At 65.6% G+C, this 17,358-nt stretch carries 14 protein-coding genes, 1 pseudogene and 1 riboswitch; of the genes and pseudogenes, 10 read left to right on the forward strand and 5 right to left on the reverse strand.

The window, feature by feature from the left end:
* Positions 1–44: 44 nt before the first annotated feature.
* The gene (locus RR42_RS25865; RefSeq protein WP_043354200.1) at positions 45–920 is read left to right on the forward strand and encodes a LysR family transcriptional regulator; all 876 of its coding nucleotides are present in this window, start codon (positions 45–47) and stop codon (positions 918–920) included.
* Positions 921–1,017: 97 nt separating this feature from the next.
* Here RR42_RS25865 and RR42_RS41235 read toward each other — a convergent pair.
* Positions 1,018–1,128: pseudogene (locus tag RR42_RS41235) on the reverse strand (MBL fold metallo-hydrolase); the annotation flags it as partial.
* 188 nt (positions 1,129–1,316) lie between these two features.
* On the opposite strand from RR42_RS41235, the gene RR42_RS25870 reads away from it, so the two are divergent.
* The gene (locus RR42_RS25870) at positions 1,317–2,441 is read left to right on the forward strand and encodes a sterol desaturase family protein (RefSeq protein WP_043354203.1); all 1,125 of its coding nucleotides are present in this window, start codon (positions 1,317–1,319) and stop codon (positions 2,439–2,441) included.
* 128 nt (positions 2,442–2,569) lie between these two features.
* Here the strand turns inward: RR42_RS25870 and RR42_RS25875 are convergent, their stop codons facing one another.
* Positions 2,570–2,761, reverse strand: coding sequence for a hypothetical protein (locus RR42_RS25875; protein ID WP_043354205.1), 192 nt, complete (start codon positions 2,759–2,761; stop codon positions 2,570–2,572).
* A gap of 105 nt (positions 2,762–2,866) precedes the next feature.
* Positions 2,867–3,691, reverse strand: a complete 825-nt coding sequence (locus RR42_RS25880; protein WP_043354207.1) for a hypothetical protein — start codon at positions 3,689–3,691, stop codon at positions 2,867–2,869.
* A gap of 477 nt (positions 3,692–4,168) precedes the next feature.
* On the opposite strand from RR42_RS25880, the gene RR42_RS25885 reads away from it, so the two are divergent.
* Together RR42_RS25885 and RR42_RS25890 are read left to right on the forward strand one after the other, a co-directional pair.
* Positions 4,169–5,311 carry a GGDEF domain-containing protein gene (locus RR42_RS25885; RefSeq protein WP_043354209.1) on the forward strand — a complete coding sequence of 381 codons (1,143 nt, stop codon included), beginning with the start codon at positions 4,169–4,171 and terminating at the stop codon, positions 5,309–5,311.
* Positions 5,312–5,558: 247 nt separating this feature from the next.
* A complete protein-coding gene (locus tag RR42_RS25890) occupies positions 5,559–6,650 on the forward strand; it encodes a branched-chain amino acid aminotransferase (protein ID WP_043354210.1) in 1,092 nt (363 codons plus the stop codon).
* A 148-nt stretch (positions 6,651–6,798) separates the two neighbouring features.
* Here the strand turns inward: RR42_RS25890 and RR42_RS25895 are convergent, their stop codons facing one another.
* Positions 6,799–7,707, reverse strand: coding sequence for an IclR family transcriptional regulator (locus RR42_RS25895; RefSeq protein WP_082055108.1), 909 nt, complete (start codon positions 7,705–7,707; stop codon positions 6,799–6,801).
* 133 nt (positions 7,708–7,840) lie between these two features.
* Here RR42_RS25895 and RR42_RS25900 point away from each other — a divergent pair, with 133 nt between their 5' ends.
* The 6 genes from RR42_RS25900 to RR42_RS25930 all read left to right on the forward strand — a co-directional run bounded on the left by RR42_RS25900 (position 7,841) and on the right by RR42_RS25930 (position 14,837).
* Complete coding sequence (locus tag RR42_RS25900) at positions 7,841–8,617, forward strand: enoyl-CoA hydratase/isomerase family protein (protein ID WP_043354211.1); 777 nt, start codon at positions 7,841–7,843, stop codon at positions 8,615–8,617.
* Positions 8,618–8,626: 9 nt separating this feature from the next.
* The gene (locus tag RR42_RS25905; RefSeq protein ID WP_043354212.1) at positions 8,627–9,835 is read left to right on the forward strand and encodes a CaiB/BaiF CoA transferase family protein; all 1,209 of its coding nucleotides are present in this window, start codon (positions 8,627–8,629) and stop codon (positions 9,833–9,835) included.
* 31 nt (positions 9,836–9,866) lie between these two features.
* Positions 9,867–11,033, forward strand: a complete 1,167-nt coding sequence (locus RR42_RS25910; RefSeq protein ID WP_043354214.1) for an acyl-CoA dehydrogenase family protein — start codon at positions 9,867–9,869, stop codon at positions 11,031–11,033.
* A 91-nt stretch (positions 11,034–11,124) separates the two neighbouring features.
* Positions 11,125–12,126, forward strand: coding sequence for a Bug family tripartite tricarboxylate transporter substrate binding protein (locus tag RR42_RS25915; RefSeq protein WP_043354216.1), 1,002 nt, complete (start codon positions 11,125–11,127; stop codon positions 12,124–12,126).
* 392 nt (positions 12,127–12,518) lie between these two features.
* Complete coding sequence (locus RR42_RS25925) at positions 12,519–13,205, forward strand: hydrolase (protein ID WP_043354220.1); 687 nt, start codon at positions 12,519–12,521, stop codon at positions 13,203–13,205.
* A gap of 98 nt (positions 13,206–13,303) precedes the next feature.
* Positions 13,304–13,400, forward strand: a riboswitch (glycine riboswitch).
* Positions 13,401–13,568: 168 nt separating this feature from the next.
* Entirely contained in the window at positions 13,569–14,837 is a 1,269-nt protein-coding gene (locus RR42_RS25930) for a D-amino acid dehydrogenase (RefSeq protein ID WP_043354222.1), read from the forward strand.
* Between the two features lie 17 nt (positions 14,838–14,854).
* Here the strand turns inward: RR42_RS25930 and RR42_RS25935 are convergent, their stop codons facing one another.
* A complete protein-coding gene (locus RR42_RS25935) occupies positions 14,855–17,281 on the reverse strand; it encodes a DUF3772 domain-containing protein (RefSeq protein ID WP_082055294.1) in 2,427 nt (808 codons plus the stop codon).
* Positions 17,282–17,358: the final 77 nt, after the last annotated feature.

Below are 17,358 nucleotides of genomic sequence, written 5' to 3' on the forward strand. Positions count from 1 at the left end.
GTAAATTCCCTAAAATCTCCACCGAACCTGGAGAAAACGCACAGATGCTCGATTGGGAAAATCTTCGTCACTTCCTGGCGGTCGCCCGCACCGGCACGTTGTCCGGCGCAGCGCGCGATTTGCAGGTGGATCACGCCACGGTAAGCCGCCGGCTGGCCGCGCTCGAAGCCGGGCTGCAAGCGCCTCTGGTTGAACGCTTGCCGCGCTCGTGCCGCCTGACGCCGCTTGGGGTGTCGGTCTTCGAGCAAGCCAAGACGATGGAAGCTGCCGCGTTCGCAATCGAGCGGCAGACGCGTGCCAGCCACGAGCCCGTGAGCGGCAAGGTGTCGCTCAGTGCGCCACCGGTACTGACCACGCATCTGCTGGCCGGCCGGCTGGCGGATTTCCGCGCGGCTTATCCGGGTATCCGGCTCAGCGTGTCGGCGCAGGCCCGCGCGGTGTCGCTGACACGCCGCGAGGCGGACGTAGCGCTACGCCTGGTTCGGCCCAGCGAGTCGAGCAGTGTGGTGCGCAAGTTGGGGCAGATGCCATTTGCCTTGTACGCAAGCCTCGACTATCCGGCATTGCGCAATCCCCGCGACTGGACCTTTATTGCCTACGATGCGCAGTTCGCCGACATGCCGCAGCAGCGCTGGCTGCTGGAGCTGGCGGGGCCGCGGCCTGTGGGCTGCGAACTCAGCGATATCAGCAGCCATTTCGCCGCTGCCCGTGCGGGGGCGGGCGTGGCAGGCCTGCCTTGCTTCCTGGGGGATGCCGATGCGGGCCTGGTACGGCTGGAGCACGAGGGCGCTGCATTCTCGCGCGACATCTGGCTGGTGGTGCACAGGGACCTGCGGCGCTCGGCCCCCGTGCGCGCGGTGATGGACTTTCTTAGCGAGGTAGTGGCCGGGCACGGCGCATTTGGATCCGCTTCGGAGTAGGCACGTGGTAGGCACATGGACTCTCAAACGGCAGCTTGGGGCCGGCTTGATCCATGACGAGCAGGCGGCGGCTCATCCTCTGCCACAAACGGCAGGATTATTTCCCGGGTTCTCCGACATAGTTCAGGGGCACCCATTCATATTTGTTTCCCGCTCTTCGAATGTGCCCCAAGCCGGGGAAGGCGATGTGGGCCGCACCTACCGTGTAATGTGCTTGTCTGCCGCAGGTAAAGCGCGCATTGCACTGCACAAAAAATTTGCCGGATTTCAAGATACGCGCCATAAAAAATGACATTTTTTGCCATAATAACGACCGCTTCTGACCAGTCTCTGACCCGTTCCGGCAAGGGGTAGGTCAATCGTTTGTCGGCCGTAAGGCACTTTTTTGAATGGCGCATGGAAGAACAAATCACCGTCTACGCTTTCCCGGTATTCCTGCTATTGATGCTGGTGGAGCTGGGCTACGGCCTGTTCGTCGGTCGCAATACCTATCGCCTAAGTGATGCGCTCAGCAACCTGAGTCAAGGCTTGCTAAGCCAGCTGGTGGCCAGCGTCAGCCAGCTCTTCCAGATCGGCCTGTATATCTTGACGTGGCGCCGGGTGGCGCTGTTTCCCCATGCCGGCCTGTGGGGCAGTGTCTGGGGCTGGTTGCTGGCGATCGTGATGTTCGATTTCTGCGACTACTGGCTACATCGGGCCGGGCATGAAAGCGCGGTGTTCTGGGCCGCCCATGCCGTGCATCACCAGAGCCAGGATTTCAATCTGTCCACCGCGCTGCGGCAGGAGAGCACCGTTGCCTTCCTGGGATGGCCGTTTTACTTGCCGATGGCGCTGGCTGGAGTTGCACCGCAGCAGTTTGCGCTGGCCGGCCTCGTCGTGCTGCTATACCAGTTCTGGATTCACACCGAGCACATCGGCAAGCTGGGCTGGTTTGACCGGGTGTTTTCCTCGCCGTCCAACCATCGTGTGCATCATGCGGTCAACGACCAGTACCTGGACAAGAACTACGGCGGGATGCTGATCATCTGGGACCGGCTGTTCGGCACGTTTGCCGAGGAAGCAGAGAAGCCGGTGTATGGTACCCGCACCCCGCTCAACAGCTGGAGTCTGCTAGGGGCGGTGGCTTCCGGCTATGTGCCCCTGTGGCAGATGGCGCGCCGTGCGCCACGCTGGCAGGACAAGATCAAGGTGTGGTTCAAGGCGCCGGGCTGGCTGCCGCCCGGCGTGAGCGATGATAGTGCGCCCTTTGACTTGGAGCGTGCACGCCAGCGCTTCGATCCACCGCTGGTGGCCGGTGCCGCGCCAGTGGCTCTGCTGCAGTTCGCTCTGCTGATGGCGGCCGGTGCCGGCTATCTGTGGCAAAGCGATGCGATGGGCAGCGGCCTGCTGTGGGGGCTGGCACTGCTGCTGGTCACCGGTCTGGCTGGTCTGGGCGGCCTGCTGCAGGGGAGGTTGCGGCCACGCAGCCTGCTGGGGCTGGATGTGCTGCTGTTGCTGCTGGCCGGATTGCTGCTGCGCTGACTGGCAACCAGTCGCCGATTCGCCAAGTGGCCAAGTGGCCAAGTGGCCAAGCGGCCAAGCGGCCAAGCGGCAAAACGGCTGGGCAGCCCATGGCTCTGCCTATAAGCATCTTGCCGCATGCGGCGGGCTCAGGCCCCGCAGGCTGATTTCATGAAATGCCGCAGCAGCGTGCGTTCGCGCTCCAATAGCGACAGCATATGTTCAAGCCCGGCAATGTGGTCAAACAACGGTGGCGCGATCACCACCATGGCGTCCTTGCCCGCGCCGGCCAGCTCTTCCAGCGGCACGCACGTGCAGCGCCGCCATCGATAGGCGATCATCACGGGCCTCGGTTCAGGCGAGCAGCACCACATCGGCGCGCTCTCGACCTGCGCAGGTAGTGCTTGAGCCAGGACGCATGCACCCGCTCACCCGATAAGAGTGCCTCACGCAGTCGCCAGCCCGCCGCGGGCCTCTGCGAGTGCAACCGTCAGGTGCTGCACCTTCTTTTTCAGCTGATCGCGCTCTTCTGTGAGCTGTGCCACCAGTTGCGTCAGGCGATGAATTGCCAGTTGATCGGGGGTGGCGTCGCTGGGTGGGGGCACCGGCTCAGGCTTGGGTGGCACGCGGGCCTCGCGCACCTGTCTCGCCACCTGGCGCAGTTCCTTCTTGCCCCCGGCAACCGCCGCTACCTGCTTCTCGCCAGGCAAGGAGGCTACGGCAGCCGCAGCATTGATGGAAATCACGCCCGCCTTTACCGCGCTGACCAATTCGGGCGCAGCGGTCTTCTGGATCTTTTCGATCTGGCCAAGTGTCGCACTGCTCACCCGCGCTGTGCGCGCGACGGCCTCGCGAGTCAACACGGCATCGGTCCCGGATTGCAGGGCGACTTCAGCCCCGGCAGGCTTTGCAGGACCCGGCTGGGCTTGGGCTTGTGCTTGTGCCAGACGCGCGGATACGATTTCCTTCTTCCGCAATGCGAGTACACCGCGCTGGAAATCCGATACGCTGCGCCGCCCGAGGTGATTGTCGATCATCCACAGGTGCACGTCCTCCATGGACTGGAACGTCTGGTTTTGCACCGTATTGAACGGGACGCCGTGCTTCTGGCAGATGCTGTAGCGGTTGTGTCCGTCCACCAGGAGATCGCCCCACAACACCAGTGCATCGCGGCACCCTTCGGAGAGCAAGCTGCGTTCTAGTGCCGCGTATTCGTCTTCTGTCAGTGGATCGATATAGGCACGGAGGTCTTCGTTGATAGTGATCGTCATGGGTCAAGCGGAAAAGGTAGGGCGGTAGTGTACACACTGCTAGCCATTCCAAGACGTGTATGCCGCGCCGAGTGCTACCTGCCAGGCGACAGCCGACCTGCCGGCTGGGCGGTGGCTAACGGCCAGTACAATGTGCGCAAAATGCCATGTGCGTAAATCGCCACACTCGAAAATCGGCCGCCGTATCGTCGAGCCCGAGCAGGAAGTCAGCCAGATGTCGGATCAGCACGCTCATGCTCAACTGGTTCGGAGCCAAATCGCGTATGCTTCGCCCTGTCTCGCCCGGGCGCAGGAAGGTCTTGCGTCCGTAGTTTCCCTATGCATGCCTCTGCGGTGGGGTTGCCGATTGCCACTGCCATGCCGAGGCTTGCGGGGTTCAATGCCAGCTAGAACGGGCACACTGACATGACCGCACTTCCTGACAGCATCCCGACCGGTCAACGACCAAGGTCTATCCTGTACCTCTACGGCTGACCAATGCTGAACCTGGACCTGCGCTCCATGTCGGTGATGACGGGGATGATCAATATCGCCCTGGGCATCGTCCTGCTGGCCTTTCGCCGCGCCTATCCCGCCTCTATCAAGGGGTTGCTACCCTGGGCGCTGGCACCGCTGCTTTGCGCGCTTTCCACCGCCTTCTATGCGATGGACGGGCAGTGGCCGGCCGTGCTCGTCGCACTTGGCGGCAACGCGCTGCTGCTATCGGGCTGCGCACTGTTCTACTTCGGCAGCCAGCGCTTCTACGGGGTGCCCTGCACCTGGAAATGCTGGCTCGCCCTGGGCATTGGCTGCCTGGCTGGCATCACGTGGTTCCTGCTGGTCCAACCCGACTACCGGATCCGCGTGTTGCTGCTGACCGCGGTGCTAGCTGCGATATGCCTGACCCATGCGCGGCTGACCTGGGAGCACGGCCGGGGATTTGCGCCGCGTTTCATGGCAGGTGTCCTCGCTTTCCAGGGGCTGGCCTTGCTGATGCGGGCTGCGACGACGATTTTCCAGGATGCCGCCGATACTTCGCGGTTTGCCCCTTCGGCTATGCAGGCCGCGTACATTGCGGCGTATTGTTTCGCGTCGCTCTTCGTCTGCCTTGGACTGCTCCTGACTGTGAGCGAGCGGTTACGCGCGCAGTTCGAGTACCTGGCGCAACGCGACGACCTGACGGGAATCTTGAGCCGCCGCGCTGTGCTGCACGCAGGTAGCAATGCACTGAGGAACCGGCGCGGCGGCCAGCCACTGTCGTTGCTGCTGATGGATATCGACCACTTCAAGCGCATCAACGACCAGCACGGACACCTGGTCGGTGACCGCGTGCTGGCGCATTTCGCACAAATCGTAGGGCGGGCGCTGCGCCACACGGACCATCTCGGCCGTTTTGGCGGCGAAGAGTTTGTCGTGCTGCTGCCGCATACCGGCATGGAGACCGCGCTTGTCATGGCCGAGCGCGTGCGCCAGGCAGTCGAGCAGCAATCGGCCGTCGCGGGGCAGCCCGCCTGCACGGCAAGCCTGGGGTTGGCCAGCATCGAAGCCGGGGAAGCGACCCTTGACGAATTGCTGGCACGGGCCGATTCGGCGCTATATCGCGCCAAGGCTGAAGGACGCAATCGTGTTGAGGCAGGCTAAGCCGTGACTCCCTCGGTTCTGTGGGTGCCCCGTCTGCTTGGGCGGTGGCGCTGACGGATGAAAGACCGGGCGATATCCCAGGCTGGCGATGGGGCGGGCCTGCAATGACATGGAAGACAAACCGGGCGCCAGCATGCGATCATCGATACCCTCGGATTTCACGTAAAACCACGTGCCATGCCGGTGGCAGACAGGGGTGTTCGCTCTGCTGCCAATCCCCAACGCCAGCGAAGGAAGACGCGCGCTCATGACGCAACAAACCACTTTCAGCCTCGAACCCAACCCGAACGCGCTCGACGCGGCCACGCGGGATGCACTGATGCGCGACCCCGCGTTCGGCCGCGTCTTCACCGACCATATGGTGACGATCACCTGGCGCGAAGGACAGGGGTGGCAGGACGCCAAGGTTACCGCCCGCAAGCCGTTCTCGATCGATCCGGCGTGCTCGGTACTGCACTATGGCCAGGAGATCTTCGAGGGCATGAAGGCCTATCGCGGCGCGGATGGCGCCGTGACGCTGTTCCGCCCGCTCGAGAACGCGCGCCGTTTCCAGGCGTCGGCCAAGCGCATGGCCATGCCGGCGTTGCCCGAATCGCTCTTTCTGGAAGCGATCGAGCAACTGGTGCGGATCGACCAGGCCTGGGTGCCGCACGGCTCGGGCAGCCTCTACCTGCGTCCTTTCATGTTTGCAAACGAGGTGTTCCTCGGCATCAAGCCCGCCTCCGAATTCATTTTCTGCGTGATCGCCTGCCCGGTGGGCCCGTACTTCAAGGGCGGCGACAAGGCCGTCTCCGTCTGGGTATCCGAGAACTACACGCGCGCCGCGCCCGGCGGCACCGGCGAGGCGAAGTGCGGCGGCAACTATGCCGGCAGCCTGGTCGCGCAGAACGAGGCCACCGCGAACGGATGCGACCAGGTGGTCTTCCTGGATGCCGCCGAGCACCGCTGGGTGGAGGAACTCGGTGGCATGAACATCTTCTTCGTGATGGACGACGGCACCCTGGTCACGCCGCCTCTTAGCGGCTCGATTCTTCCTGGCATCACGCGGGCTTCGGTGATCGAGCTGGCCAGGGAGATGGGCATGGTGGTGGAAGAGCGCCGGTATTCGTACCCCGAGTGGGAGGCGGATGCCAAAAGCGGACGCCTGGCCGAGGCCTTTGTCTGCGGAACGGCGGCGACGCTGGTGGCCATAGGCGAAGTGCGGTCCGCGCGCACGCGCTTCGCGATCGGGAACGGCACCGCCGGCAACACCGTCAAGGTGCTGAGGGACCGGCTGGTGGAGATTCAGCGCAACCAGGCCGCAGGTCCTGCCGGCTGGGTCCATCACGTCGCTCTGTAAGGGTGCCTTGCGGCGCGCTTGCCGAGACGCTTACGTTCGGGCTTGCCTGATCTGCCGCCTGGCAAGCGGCAGGCCAGACCGGAAGCCATCGCACAGTCTGGATGCTAACCTCGCTGCGCCATGCCGGCCCCGCGCCAGCCGGCGGCCGTCATGCTGGCTCCGCGCTGTCCTCCATCCCGCATGACGCGCTGATCTTCTCGATCAGACCCAGCAGGAGCGGTGCATAGCGCGCCACATCACGCGGCTTTTCGCTGGGCTTGTGCGGGAAACTGATATTGAGTCCGTACCACTGGTGGTCCGGCCCGCGGAACGCCGCGCCCACGGCGGTCAGGTGACCCGGCTGGTAATTGGCGCTGCAATAGCCTTGTGCCTGGGCTTGGGCAATGCCACGCGACAGTTCCTCGTGCAAGGCCGGCCATTCGCCGCCGGCCTTCTCCTCGATCCGTGCGAGGAACTGGTCGCGCACGCCGGCCGGCACCGCAGCCAGCCACGCCATGCCGATCGAGGTCAATTCCATGGGAACGCGCGTGCCGGGCGCTACGCGCCGGGTGCGCGATACGCTGTCGCGGCTGTGGCGCACCGCGGCCAGGTAGACCATGGCGGTCTGGTCGGGCACGGCCAGGCCGACATTGACCTTTTCCGCTTCGGCGATCTTGCGCATCAGCGGTAGCGCGATATCGGGCACCGCGGTGGCGTGGTGGAAGGCGTCCGCCAGGCTCACCACCACGGCCGCCAGCCGATAGGCGCGCTCGGTGGCGTCGTAGCGCAGGAAGCCGCTGTCCACCAGCGAGCGCGTGAGGCGGCTGACGGTCGGGCGCGGCAGGCCGGTGCGCGCTGCCAGGTCCGCATTGGTCAGGCTGGAAGAGCCGACGCGGAACGCGCGCAGCAGCATCAGGCCACGTTCGAGCGACTGACTGCCTTCGGTCTGCCGCGTGAACCGGCCGGTACTGTGCGTGAGTTCGCGGCTCGAAGGCGGTTTGGCGCGCGAGTCCGGGTGGGAGCCGAGGCCGGAAGCGGGGTTGGAAGCGGGGTCGGAACAGGGGTGCGGATCAGGCATGTGGTTGGCCGCAGGCCCGCCAATCCAGCATCGGGGCGCTGCAAGTAATTTCGGTATCCGAAATTGTAGTGTAGCGCGGGGATCCGCATCGGCGAATACTGGGTGCCTTTCCACCCTCCCGGAGCCCTTCGCCATGACCTCGGCATCCACCCCCGAAATCGTCCTGACGCGCGACCAGCATGTTGCGCAGATCGAGATATCCCGCCCGCCCCATAACTTTGTCGACGCCGATGTCATGCGCCGGCTGGCTGAAACGCTGCTGCAACTCGACGAGGACGATAGCTGTCGCGCCGTTGTGCTGTCGTCTGGCGTGGGCGCCTTCTGCGCCGGGGCCGATTTCAGCGGCGCCGGCCAGGGCAGTGTCTCGCGCGACCCATCGGCCTTCTACGCACAGGCCATGAAGCTCTACCGCAACCGCAAGCCCATCGTGGCGGCGGTTGCGGGTGCCGCGATCGGCGCGGGGCTGGGACTGGCGCTGGTGGCGGATTTCCGCATCACATGCCGCGAAGCGCGCTTCAGCGCCAGCTTCAACAGGCTCGGCTTCCATCCCGGTTTTGGGATGAGCGTGACGCTGCCGCGCCTGGTCGGCGAGCAGCAGGCTGCGCTGCTGTTGTACACGGGCAGGCGCATCGACGGCGAAGAAGCGGTGCGCATCGGGCTGGCCGACGAACTGGTGGCGCAGGCCGAGGTGCGTGCCCGCGCGCTGGCGCTCGCGCACGATATCGCGGCCTCGGCGCCACTGGCCGTGGAAAGCACACGCGAGACGCTGCGCCTGGGGCTGGCCGACCGCATCGTGGCGGCCAACCAGCGTGAACTGGCCATCCAGCGCGTGCAGTTCGCCACCGCGGATTTCCGCGAAGGCGTGGCGGCGATGGCCGAGCGCCGCGTGCCCGTCTTCCAGCGCCGCTGAGGGGGCCGCATGCCACATCAGAAACCCGTCTGCGCGGGCCCGCTTGAGGGAATTCGCGTACTCGACCTGACTTCGGTGGTGCTGGGCCCCCTGGCCACGCAATCTCTGGCCGACCTGGGCGCGGACGTCATCAAGATCGAAGGGCCGGAGGGCGACCTCATGCGCGCCAACGGCGTATCGCGCAACGCCGGCATGAGTTCGATCTACCTGGCGCTCAACCGCAACAAGCGCTCGGTGGTGCTGGACCTGAAGACACCTGCAGGCGCGGCTGCGCTGCGCCGCCTGATCGCCGGCGCCGATGTGCTGATCCACAACATGCGCGTGGCCGCCATCGAGCGGCTGGGCTTTGGCTACGGCGCGGTGGCAGCGTTGAACCCGCGCATCGTCTACTGCGTGGCCACCGGCTTTGGCCAGGACGGCCCGCACCGCGACAAGCCGGCCTTCGACGACATCATCCAGGCCGCTTGCGGGCTGGTGTCGCTGGGCTGCGTCGCCGGCGGCCGGCCCGAGTACGTGCCTAGCCTGATCGCCGACAAGACCACCGGGATGGCGCTGGCCAACGCGGTGATGGCCGCGCTGCTGCACCGCGAGCGCCACGGCAGCGGGCAAGCGGTGGAAGTACCGATGCTGGAAACCATGGCCAGCTTCGTGATGGCCGAGCACCTGGCGGGGTTGACCTTCGAGCCCGCCACCGGCGCGGCCGGCTATGCGCGCCTGCTGCAGGGCGGGCGGCGGCCGGCGCAGACTGCGGACGGCTGGATCTGCGCGCTACCGTACACGGACCGCCACTGGAAGGCCTTTTTCCACGCCGTGGGCCGCGATGACCTGGGTGACAAGTACAACATCGCCAGCCGCGCGCAGCGCAACGCCCATATCCGCGCGCTTTACCAGCACCTCGCGGAAATCACGCCGACCCGTACCACAAAGGCGTGGATGGCGCTGTTCGAGACGCTGGATATCCCCGCCACGCCGATCTATGCGCCGGACGAATTGCCGACGCATCCGCACCTGGAGGCGGTCGGGCTGTTCCAGCAGACCGAGCATCCCACCGAGGGCCCGTTGCGCGAGATGCGGCCCACGGCGCGCTTCTCCGCCACGCCGCTGTCGCTGCGCCGGCACGCGCCCACGCTGGGCGAGCACACCGATGAAGTGCTGCGCGAAGCCGGACTAGCCCCTGAAGACATCGCCCGGGTGACGGGCGGCCGGGACGCCGCCTGAAGCGGCACGCAAACAATCAAGGAGATATTGCATGAACTTCGTACTGGAAGACGAGCACCAGATGCTCAAGGATCTGGTGGCGCGCTTTGTGCGTGAGCAGTTGATCCCGCTCGAAGCGGGCGTGCTGGCCCGCGAGGCAGAGGGCGGCCAGCTTACGCTGTTGCCGCAGGAGCAGGACAAGCTGGACGGACTCTCGCGTGAGCTGGGCCTGTGGGGCCTGGATGCGCCGGCCGAGATGGGCGGCGCCGACTTGCCAGTGGTGGCCATGGTCGGCGTCAACGAGGAGCTGGGCAAGACCGTCACCCCCTACGACCTGCCGCCCGATTCGCCGAACCTGCGCATGCTGCTCAAGACCGCCGACGCGGCCCAGCGAGCGCGCTACCTGGAACCGTACGCGCGCGGCGAGACCATCTCCGCCATCGCCATTTCCGAGCCCGGTGCCGGCGGCGACCCGGCCATGATGACCACCCGTGCCGAACGCGACGGCGACGACTGGGTGCTCAACGGCCGCAAGATCTGGATCAGCCGCGCTGCCCGCGCCGACTGGACCATCGTGATGGCCGTGACCGACAAGGCGCGCGGCGCCCGCGGCGGCATCTCCGCGTTTCTGGTCGACCGTGGCACGCCCGGCTTCAAGGTGGAACGGCGCATCCCCATGATCGGCGGCGCCTCCACCTACGAGGTGGTGCTGGAGGACTGCCGCGTTGCGCACACGCAGCTGCTCGGCGTGCAAGGCCAGGGCTTCGCGCCGATGCAGGCACGGCTTTCCAGCCGGCGCGTGCAGATGGCGGCCTGGTGCATTGGCCGCGCCCAGCGCGCGCTGGACATGCTGTGCGAGTACGCGCCGCAGCGCCGGACCTTCGGCGCCGCGCTGGCGGACCGGCAGGCAATCCAGTGGTGGGTGGCCGATGCCGCCACCCGCATCCACGCCTGTCGCCTGATGACTTACGAGGCCGCGGCACGCATTGACGCCGGCGACGAGGCGCGTACCCAGGTCTCGATGATCAAGGTATTCGCCACCGAGATGGCCTGGGACGTGATCGACCATGCCATGCAGGCCTTTGGCGCGATGGGCATGACCAAGGAAATGCCGTTGCAGCAGATGGCCAACGAGACGCGGTTGATGCGCATCTACGAAGGCCCGTCCGAAGTGCACCGATGGGTTATCGCGCGGGATCTGCTTGGCCTCAAGCGTTAGCCCGCCGCCAAAGCGAATCACTGAACCACGGAATCACAGACGCACCCGCACTGGCGGAACCCACTGCCAGGCGCAAGACCAAGGAGACAACATGACCCGAACCGTGAACGGTTCCCGGCGCCGCTTCGCCATCCTGGGCGGCACCGCCGTCGCAGCGAGCCTGGCAGGCGCGCCGTTCGTCGCGCTGGCGCAGCCGCAGGCATTTCCCACCCGGCCGATCCGCTTTATCGTGCCGTTCCCGTCAGGCAGCGGTACCGACATGACCGCCCGCATGTTCGCCAAGAAGATCGGCGAGCTGACGGGGCAGGGCGTGGTGGTGGAGAACAAGCCGGGTGGCAACGGCTTTATCGGCGTGCAGACGCTGCTCAGCGCGCCGGCCGACGGATACACGGTGTTTATCGGCAGCAACTCCACGCTGTCCACCAATGCCGCCACCTTCCGCAAGCTGCCTTACGATCCGCTGACCGACTTCACGCCCATCACGCTGCTGTCGCGTGGGCCATGCCTGATCATCGTACCGGCCAGCTCGCCGTACCACACGCTCAGGGCGCTGGTGGAGGACGCGCGCAAGCGGCCCGGCGCGCTCAACTACGGCACCGGCTCGGTGTCGTACACCCTGTACAGCGAATGGCTGAACGAGCAAAGCCGCATGAAGACCACCGGCGTGCCCTACAAGGGCGCGGGCGACGCGATCAACGGCGTGATGGCCGCCAACGTGGACTTCGCCGTGGTGGATGCCAGCGGCGCGATTGAGCTGGTCAAGGGCGGCAAGGTGCGCGCGCTGGCTTACACCGCGCCCCAGCGCTCGCCGCTACTGCCGGGCGTGCCGAGCGCGGCCGAAGCCGGCGTGCCGGACTTCCTGGCCTATAACTGGGTGGCAGCGGCGGTCTCCGCCAGGACACCTGCGCCCATTGCGCAACGCCTTGGCGAACTGTTCGCCCAAGCCGGCGCCGCCGATGACGTCAAGGAGTACTACCAGCGCCAGTCCACCTCGCTGATCCTGTCCACGCCGGCAGAACTTCGCGACTACCAGAAGGACGAGATCGCGCGCTGGAAGCGGCTGGCGGCGATCGCGAAGATCGAGCTGCAGTAAAGAGTGCGCGGAGACGATGGCGGACACCAGATCCGTTGTCATTGGGTCGCCACCAGAAAGCCGGCGCACGCCGGCAGCCCCCCCTCGCAGAAGTTCGCATTGCGCTCGGTGGCCATGGCCACCACGCAGCCGCCGCAGCCGCCGCAGCCGATATCGCGGCGGCTGTGCGCTCGCCAAGGCTGCGAGTCTCGCGTGGCCCGATGTCCGTGGGGCATCGCCAGGTTCTTCGAAATATCAATCAATAAAATTGAACAAGTTATCCGACGAATTCATCACATCGTCGGCCGGCGCTGCCATAAAGTTCAACCCATGGACGGATCGACGCCAAAGACGACGTTCTAAATAATTCAACCAAATCGCCAGTTCGCCAAATAGCCAAAGAGAGAGAAATCATGACCAACGCCAAGCTCGAAGTCCTGACCCCGCAAAACAGCCAGCTGATTTTCATCGACCACCAGCCGCAGATGGCCTTCGGCGTGCAGTCGATGGACCGCCAGGCGATGAAGAACAACGCGGTGGGTTTGGCCAAGGCAGCCAGGATCTTCAATATCCCCACCACCATCACCACGGTGGAGAGCGAGTCTTTCTCCGGCTATACCTACCCCGAGCTGCTTGACGTATTCCCCGGCCAGCAGACGCTGGAGCGCACCTCGATGAACTCGTGGGACGACCAGAAGGTGCGCGACGCGCTGGCCGCCAACGGCCGCAAGAAGATCATCGTGGCCGGCCTGTGGACCGAGGTCTGCAACACCACCTTCGCGCTGTCCGCAATGCACGACAGCGACTACGAGATCTACATGGTGGCCGACGCCTCCGGCGGCACCAGCAAGGAAGCGCACGACTACGCCATGCAGCGCATGGTGCAGGCCGGCGTGGTGCCGGTAACCTGGCAGCAGGTGCTGCTCGAATGGCAGCGCGACTGGGCGCGCCGCGACAGCTATGACGCCGTGATGAAGCTGGTCAAGGAACACTCGGGCGCCTACGGCATGGGCGTGGACTATGCCTACACCATGGTGCACAAGGCCGCGCAGCGCACCGCCACGCCGCACGAGTCGATCGCCCCGGTTCCGGCCCGCTGAGATTCGCGCCCTGAACCCGCAGGAAACTTCCCCAGGCAGTCAGACTAGTGCTACAGTTCCAAGCCATGCCGCCTGGTACTGCCGGGCGGCATCATGCAAAGTTGATATCGGGAGAGACTGCCTGGCCAAGCGCCGGGCGGCGCCGAAGGAGCAACCGCCCCGGAAACTCTCAGGCAAAAGGACCGGTATCACGTTTGAACTCTGAAGAACCCCGGCGCTCGTCAGCCGGCGGTACCGAAGGAGCAAGCGATCCCCGCCACCCCCAAAGTGGCGTATCGTGAATCTCTCAGGTCAAGGACAGAGGGGGCGTCTTTTGCGCATGCCGCGCAAGAGGCCCCCATCCGACGTCCTGGAACCATAGAGATGAAGACAATTGCCGTTATCGGTGGTGGCATCACCGGCGTGACCACTGCCTACGCGCTCGCCAAACGCGGTTTCTCGGTCACCCTGCTCGAAAAACACCGCTATGCCGCCATGGAAACCTCGTTCGCCAACGGCGGCCAGCTTTCCGCTTCCAACGCTGAAGTCTGGACCCACTGGTCCACCATCCTCAAGGGCATCAAGTGGATGCTCAAGAGCGATGCGCCGCTGCTGGTCAACCCGCGCCCGAGCTGGCACAAGCTGTCCTGGTTCGCCGAGTTCATCGCCGCCATTCCCCACTACCGCAAGAACACCATCGAGACCACGCGCCTGGCGATTGCCGCGCGTGACCACCTGTTCTCCTGGGCGGCGGCCGAAGGCATCGATTTCGACCTGAAGAAGGAGGGCATCCTCCATATCTATCGCGACAAGGCGGGCTTCGAGCATGCGGGCAGGGTGTCGAAGCTGCTGGCCGAGGGCGGCCTTGCGCGCCACGCCGTCACGCCGGAAGAAATGCGCGCCATCGAGCCGACCCTGGCCGGGCAGTACTACGGTGGCTATTTCACCCAGAGCGACTCCACCGGCGACATCCACAAGTTCACCAGCGGCATGGCCGCGGCCATCGACCGCCTGGGCGTGCGTTGCCTGTACAACCAGGATGTCCAGTCGGTCAGCACCGATGGCCGGCAGGTCACCATCGTCAGCGGCGACGGCCGGCAGGCCGAATCGCGCGTGTTCGACGGCGTGGTCGTCTGTGCCGGCACTGCCAGCCGGGCGCTGGCGGCCAGCCTTGGCGATCGCGTCAACATCTATCCGGTCAAGGGCTATTCGATCACCGTCAACCTGAACGACGCGCAAAGCCAGGCGGCCGCGCCCGTCGTGAGCCTGCTTGACGACGAGACCAAGCTGGTCACCAGCCGCCTGGGCGTTGACCGCTTCCGCGTGGCGGGCACGGCGGAGTTCAACGGCTATAACCGCGACATCCGCGCCGACCGTATCCGTCCGCTGGTGGAGTGGGTCAACCAGTGCTTCCCCGGTGTCAGCACGCGCAGCGTGGTGCCCTGGGCCGGCCTGCGGCCGATGATGCCTACCATGCTGCCGCGCGTGGGCCGGGGCCGTGCGTCCTGCGTGTTCTACAACACCGGCCACGGCCACCTGGGATGGACGCTGTCGGCGGTCACCGCGGACATGATCGGCGATGTGGTGCAGCAAGCCATGGGCGCCAGGCGTGCGCATGGCGTGCAGGAACCGGTGGCGCTGGTGACCCCGTAAGGGGCCGGCAGGGCGCGTTACGCGCCAAGCGCGGCCATATTCTCCACCCGCAAGGTCTGCGGGACCGACAGCGAGATATCGGCCGCGCGCAGCCGCTTCAGTATCTCGAACAGCAGGTCGCTCTTGGTCGCGGTGGCGATTCGCGGGCTGCCTACGTAGCCCGTCACGCTAAGCGTGATCCCGTTCGGCGCCAGCTGGCTGAACGTGACGGATGGCGCGGGCTTGTCGAGGATCGCCTCATTTTCCCGATAGGAGTCGAGCAGCAGTTCGCGCACCTGTTCAGGATCGATGTTCAACGGGAAGGTGAGCAGCAGCGTGGCGACGCCTTGCGTGCTGTTGCTCATCGTCACGTTGCGCAGGTTCTGCGAGATCAGCTGCGAGTTGGGCACGATCACGGTCGAGCGGTCGCCCAGCAGGATCTCTGTTGCGCGCACGTTGATGCGCTTGATGTCGCCTTCCACGCCGCCGATGCTCACCATGTCGCCGACCTTCACCGGGCGCTCGGTCAGCAGGATGAGCCCAGACACGAAATTCTTGACGATCTCCTGCAGGCCGAAGCCGATGCCCACGGACAGCGCGCTGACGATCCAGGCCAGGTTTTCCCATCTGACGCCCAGCAGCGACAGCGTCAGCAACACGATCAGCACATAGCCGATGTTGCTGAACAGCGTGATGAGCGATGCGCGCAGGCCCGCTTCCATGCAGACCTTCGGCAGTAGTTCCGCGTCCAGCCAGCGCCGCACCGAGCGCAGCAGGCAGGTGCCGACCGAGAGCGCGATGACCGCGTTCAGGATGCGCTCGGGCATGATGTTGAGGCTGCGCAGCCGCTCGCCGCCGAGCATCGTCAGCAGGCTGTTGAGCAGGTCGCTCGGCGTGGTGCCGAAGCCGCCGGTCAGCAGCGCGATGACGGCCACCAGGAGCAACAGGCTGGTGCCGATCCCCGAGAGCACCGTCGACGCCTGCGCGAGATGGCTGTCCCCGAGTCCGAACAACTGCTTGATGACCTTGCCGCTTGGATGGTGCGCGCTGAACACGCTTTCGCAGACGTCGCGGGTCAGTTGCGTCAACAGGTACAGGCTGCACAGGACGATGTCGATCCAGACAAGCTCGTAGGTCAGGAAGCGCGCGAACGTGATGTAGCCGATCAGCAGCGCCATCAGCGAGGCGACGACCGTCACCGTTACGCCGGCGTGGATCAGGCCGGCGAAGGTGGAGCGCGCTTCAGGCCGCTCGCCCGCCGCGGCGAGCTTCGTGCGCACACGGTTGGCGCGCAGCAGCGCCGCGCCGATTGTCAGTACCACCACAAGCGATACCAGGCCGCGGCCTAGCAAGGTCACCTGCAGGCTTGTGTCCGCGGTCCGGTTGAGTTGCTCGAGCGTGCCGGCGATCAGCAGCAGGCCCGCGAGGACACTTGGGAAAGGACGCATCGCCAGCGCGACCTTGTCGGCGAGCGCCGGCACGCGCCATGAGGGATGGTGCGTGCACAGCAATGCCCGTCCCAGGCCCGCGATCAGCGCGCTCGTCAGCGTCAGCTTGCCGAGTTCGCTGATCAGGTCCTGCACCTGAGCTGGCAGTTCGCCCGGCGGGACGAAAGCAAAACACACAACCTGCACCGCGATGGCGGTCGCCGCAACCGTCGCGAGTACCGTGGCAAGCGCGAGCGCGCTGCGCCGCAGCCGGCTCTCGGGCAAGCGCGTCAGGCAGAACCATGCCAGCGCCCGCTCGATCAGCCGTCGGCCGATGGTCCAGACGCCGATCGCAAGCAGCAGAAGCAGGGCGGTGACCGTCTGCCGCCCGGGCTGCCAGGCCATGCCCCACAACGGGGTGACTTGCCCCATGAACGCGCTCAGCCGCTGCTGGTCCTCCTGGCTCGGCGCGAACAACGGCTCCCAGAATGCCGTGCCGAGAATGCTGGCCGACCGCAGCGCGAGCTGGTTCTTCAAGCGGCTGCGCTGCAGCTTGGCGATCTGCTCGCTCAGGTTGGTGACATTGCCCTTGACCTCGGCCGCTTGCTTCAGTCCGCTGTCCAGTTGGGCCTTGCGCGCGTTCAGGTCCGCCCGCTGCTGTGCGACAGCAGCCGCCTCTGGCGTGGTGCCGGCGGCGGGCGGCGGCCCGAGCACGTCGAGCTGTGCCTGCAACTGCGCGCGCTGGGGCGTGAGCGCCGCGCTCAGCTTGTCGACGTCGCTTGCCAACTGGTGGATGGCGTCATCCAGCCCTTCGAGCTGCGTGCCGCTGGTGGGCGACGACGCCAGTTGCTTGATGCGGTCCTGCTCTGTCTGGAGCCGTTTGAGCTCGGCAACGGCATCCGCGCGCGATGGCGGCCGGGTGGCGGGCGCGTCTGCATTCAAGGTGGTGTCGGCGGTTGCGGCCGGGAGCGCGGTGGGGATCAGGTGCAATAGCGCAACCAGCACAAGGCTCAGCACGAGCCTGGGGAGTTTGCTCATGGAAAGAGAAATATCTTTGCTGATCGGCTTGCCGGGCCGGCAATCGCGCAGGTTCGCGTGAATTGCCATGGCTCGTC

The sequence above is a fragment of the Cupriavidus basilensis genome (assembly GCF_000832305.1).
In the GTDB taxonomy this organism is placed as follows: Bacteria; Pseudomonadota; Gammaproteobacteria; order Burkholderiales; family Burkholderiaceae; genus Cupriavidus; species Cupriavidus basilensis_F.